At 42.0% G+C, this 3979-nt stretch carries 6 protein-coding genes; 2 read left to right on the top strand and 4 right to left on the bottom strand.

From position 1 onward, the window contains the following. A partial coding sequence (locus PX636_RS09690; protein WP_502882867.1) for a helix-turn-helix domain-containing protein occupies positions 1-265 on the bottom strand: 265 nt, incomplete at its 3' end. A gap of 50 nt (positions 266-315) precedes the next feature. Here PX636_RS09690 and PX636_RS09685 point away from each other — a divergent pair. Then, positions 316-678, top strand: coding sequence for a hypothetical protein (locus PX636_RS09685; protein WP_288116952.1), 363 nt, complete (start codon positions 316-318; stop codon positions 676-678). A gap of 85 nt (positions 679-763) precedes the next feature. Then, a complete protein-coding gene (locus PX636_RS09680; protein ID WP_002746172.1) occupies positions 764-1072 on the top strand; it encodes a hypothetical protein in 309 nt (102 codons plus the stop codon). Between the two features lie 352 nt (positions 1073-1424). On the opposite strand, the gene PX636_RS09675 is transcribed toward PX636_RS09680, so the two are convergent. The 3 genes from PX636_RS09675 to PX636_RS09665 form a co-directional block, all read right to left on the bottom strand. Beyond that, positions 1425-1745, bottom strand: coding sequence for a DUF5615 family PIN-like protein (locus PX636_RS09675; protein WP_002781446.1), 321 nt, complete (start codon positions 1743-1745; stop codon positions 1425-1427). Position 1746: 1 nt separating this feature from the next. Next, positions 1747-1965 (bottom strand): DUF433 domain-containing protein, encoded by a 219-nt coding sequence (locus PX636_RS09670; RefSeq protein ID WP_288116950.1) that lies wholly within the window; start codon positions 1963-1965, stop codon positions 1747-1749. Positions 1966-2499: 534 nt separating this feature from the next. Continuing rightward, on the bottom strand, positions 2500-3979 hold a 1480-nt coding region (locus tag PX636_RS09665), incomplete at its 5' end, for a SulP family inorganic anion transporter (RefSeq protein ID WP_288116948.1).

The following is a 3979-nucleotide window of genomic DNA, read 5'->3' as shown; positions in this document are numbered from 1 at the left end:
CTGCTATTTTTGCATATTTCTGACCATCAAAAACGTTCTTTAAAATCCCTAATTGCAATGTATCGAGATGCTTTCCCGTGTGGTCAAAAACCAGATTATCAATAAGTGAGAAGACTTCTTGGGTATCCATGGGAGTATTGTTAAGATTTGGAGACACAATACCGTCATTATCCGTTATTTTCCGATATTTGTAAACATAGTTAACAAAACCTCCGACAATATCCGTTTTTTTCCGTCTTGAAATAATTTTAACTGGTTGATACATTGTCGGTAGTGTGGCTTGTTAGTTGTGTCAAATTTTCAGGAAATAAAATTATGCTCTATCCAACAAAAAAATCAATCAGTGTGTTGACTTTAGCAGGGTTTTTTTCAATCCTCCAGTTTACAGTAGGGGTAACTAATTCTAACGCACAAAGTAGTGAAGTTCAGCAATTGTTGAGAGAATTAGACAGTATGGAGGGGGAAGCTGACCAGCTAATACAGCGAATGATAGCTGAAGACTGGCAAAGAATTTATAGGCTTTCTTGTCAAGGATTAATTCAAGAGGCCAATCAACTCACGAAAAATGGAGATTATTGGGCGACTCAAGTTAATATACCACATTATGCAGCTAGGGCATCGGGAAATTATGCCGCCTCTGAACGGAGATATCAAGAATATAATAGAAGATGTCGGTAATGCCAGTCCATTAATCGGGTGTATCTCAAAATGTTTTTAACCTCAAAGTCAAATCAAACTTATCGCTCAATTTGGTAAAAATCACATGAAAAGTATTCTCGTAACAGCTTCAGCATTTTTATTGGTCATGTCTCCTGTTAACCAAGCAAAAGCTTCTACTCCTGATAATGTACAAACTAAAAACATATTGTGTTTAGACGTGTCAACAAATCAAACTTTTGCTAATACCGAAACTATTTTGTTGGTACAGCAACCTGTAGACCCGGTGTATATTGCTCCATCAACAGGACCAGAGAGCAAATGTACTTATTATATAGTGCGTGGTAAAGATGGAAAAATTTATGACTGCCGAAAATGTACATATGGCGGGCCGTATTGTTTTAGAAGAGAGTAGTGCGACTGTTATTTAAGATTCTAGACATCTGGTCAACAGAACTTCTCGCAATACTTCACTTTTCATGTCTCTGGGGATCCAAGAGAAAACCCTATCCCCATTAGACGATTTAGGTTTAAGGGAAAAATGAAAAATAAACTACTATTGATCTTGAATGTCTTAAACTTATGTTTTTGCATAGCTTTAGCTACCTTGTTGGCTATTATGGGTGAGCCAATACCTGCATTTTTGATTGGATTTATTGTGTTTATCTTACTAGGGATAGTTCTTGGAATAATCTTCCCAAGTCGGTAGCCTTAATATCTTAGCCCAGACTCTTGAAAAATGGCTTAAATTCATTTTAAATAGGTTGTTATAAACTTACTACTGTTGCTGTTCCTTTTGTTACTGTTGCCAAAACTTCTAAAACTTTAGGAACCAAAGGCTTTAAATCAGCCAAACGATTTGATTGTGATTGTAAAATAATAATAGCTAGATTAAACTGCGGTAAATTTTGCTCAAACGGCAAATTCTTATCCACTGTAATAAAAATATCAAATTCTTGTGAAGCTAAACCTAACAGTTGACCATTCTTGATCCCAGTCCATCCCATTTGCGGAACAGTTTTGATATTATAACCTGTAAACTCCCTCATTAATCTTCGGTCAATACATTCATCTAAAAGAAGCCTCATTTCACGCTACCCTATCAATAAGCTCTTTTTCCAATTCTTCAAGTAAGCTAATAACTCGTTCTCTTGTTACCGTTGGAAAACCCTCTAAAAAATCATCAATTGATTCTCCTGCTTTAAGATAATCAAAAAGTGTTTGTATCGGAACTCTAGTACCTGAAAAAACAGGAACACCACTCATAGTTTCAGGAGATACATTGATAAGAGGCGAATATTTAGCCATTTTGATTACCTTCTTAGCTTCTACAGAGTAGATTAACCCAGAGCAATGCGTCTTGTCTTCATATTCTAGCCTAGATCCTTGAAAAATGGGTTAAACTGATGCTAAATAGGGTTTGCTGACAAAGTACGGGCGAAGCATTCGGGCAATAACCTATCGGTGAAACCGTAGATTTTTTATCCGAATGCTTCGCCCCTACAGGACGCGGGCCGATGAAGACGCAAGGTTTTGAAGCACGATTCTCTCAAAATCTTGCACCTGTTTCGCGAGAAAAGCCACAAAACCCTTACCTTGCCTACATTTCACCTTTATTCAGCAAACCCTAAATAGGTTAGGGAAGTGGCTTTCGATTAATAATACTAAAATGAACAATAATCTAAAATTAAGCCGACAATGACTAAATGCAACCGACGGAAGCCCAACTTAGACAACTCTATCAGCTAATTTCAATAAAGTCCGAAAACTATGCACGGGTAGGTTCTTTATGGGAGGGGAGGTCGGCGATGACCTTCTCGACCCCTAATGATTTAGTATCAGTCAACGATGTTTAAAAGCTTCGATCGCCGCCGGCAAAGTATAGTAAATTCTCTCTTGGCTAATTTTATCTAACAAGCGAGAGCGTTGCAATTGTAAGTACAGATCGTGTTTAACCCTAGCGAGAGCGAAAACTATACCCCGTCTTGATAATTCTGCCGCTAATTCCTCAAGAATCTCCACGGCTGTACTATCCAATTCCCCAAGGGCCTCTGTATTCAAGACAAACCATTCTACCGGTTTTGTCTCCCGGGCAATGGCTCTGAGGGCGCGACGTTTAAAGTCGGCCGCATTAGCAAAAAATAACGGGGCATCGTAACGATAGATAACTAACCCTGGTATTGTTTGCGCTTCCGGCCAATCCTGGAGTGCGTGTAAACCCATCACCCCCGGAACCGTACCCAAGACGGCATCATCGGGCCGGGTAATGCGGGCCAATAAATCGATAACCGAGAGACCGATGGCGATGGCAACCCCGCTTAAAATCCCCGTGGTTAGCACCCCCACCATTGTCAGGACAGCGAGATTAAACTCACTATTGCGAAAGCTTTTTAGTCGTTTAGCGCCGGCAATATCCACCAGTTTACAGGCCGCATAAATCACCAGCGCACCCAAGGCGGCCTTGGGAAAGAGTACCAGTAGCGGACCGAGCAAGAAAATGACTGCCACCACCACCACTGCCACCACCAGGGAGTAAAGCTGACTTTTACTACCCACCGAATCGCCCACCGCGGTGCGACTGGCGCTGCTGCTGATGGGAAATCCCTGACAAAAACCCGCCGCCAGATTCCCCAGTCCCAGGGCTAAAAATTCTTGATTGGCATCGATTTCTTGGTTATGGCGTGCGGCGAAGGCTCTAGCGGTCAAGACGTTATCGGAATAGCCCACCAGGGCAATGCCGACGGCTGCGGTTCCTAGGGGTAGTAATTGGGAAAAATCTAGGGTTGGTAAGCCAAAATTCGGCAAAGTATTGCTAATTTTCCCCACTACTGCCACCCCCTCTTGATCGAGATGGAGGGTGGCGACGGCGAGGGTTCCCAGTAAAACCGCCAGCAAGGGACCCGGTGCTTTGGGAAAATATTTTTGGATGATAAATAGAAATAGTAGCAGCAATAAAGCTAGGCTAAGGGTTGGCCAGTGCCATTGGTTTATTCCCCAGAAAAAAGCGAAAATTTCTCTAAAAACCGTATTTTCACCGATTGACAAACCACTAATTTTACCCAGTTGTCCCGCAATCATGATCACTGCCACTCCCGCCATATAACCGATTAGGATCGGTTTGGAGAGTAAATTAGCTAAAAATCCCAGGCGGGCGATATAAGCGACCAAACAGATTAAACCGACCATTAGGGCTAAAAAAGCCGCTAAACTGCCGTAATTTTCTCCTTGAAGGCTTACCAGCGTTGCGATCGCTGCCGCCGTCATCACTGCCGTGGTCGATTCTGGTCCGAGGGATAGTTGCGATGAGGAGCCGAAAAGGGCG

The sequence above is a fragment of the Microcystis sp. M53598_WE2 genome, from assembly GCF_030067735.1.
GTDB lineage: Bacteria > Cyanobacteriota > Cyanobacteriia > Cyanobacteriales > Microcystaceae > Microcystis > Microcystis aeruginosa.
This window is presented reverse-complemented; position numbering and strand designations above follow the sequence as displayed.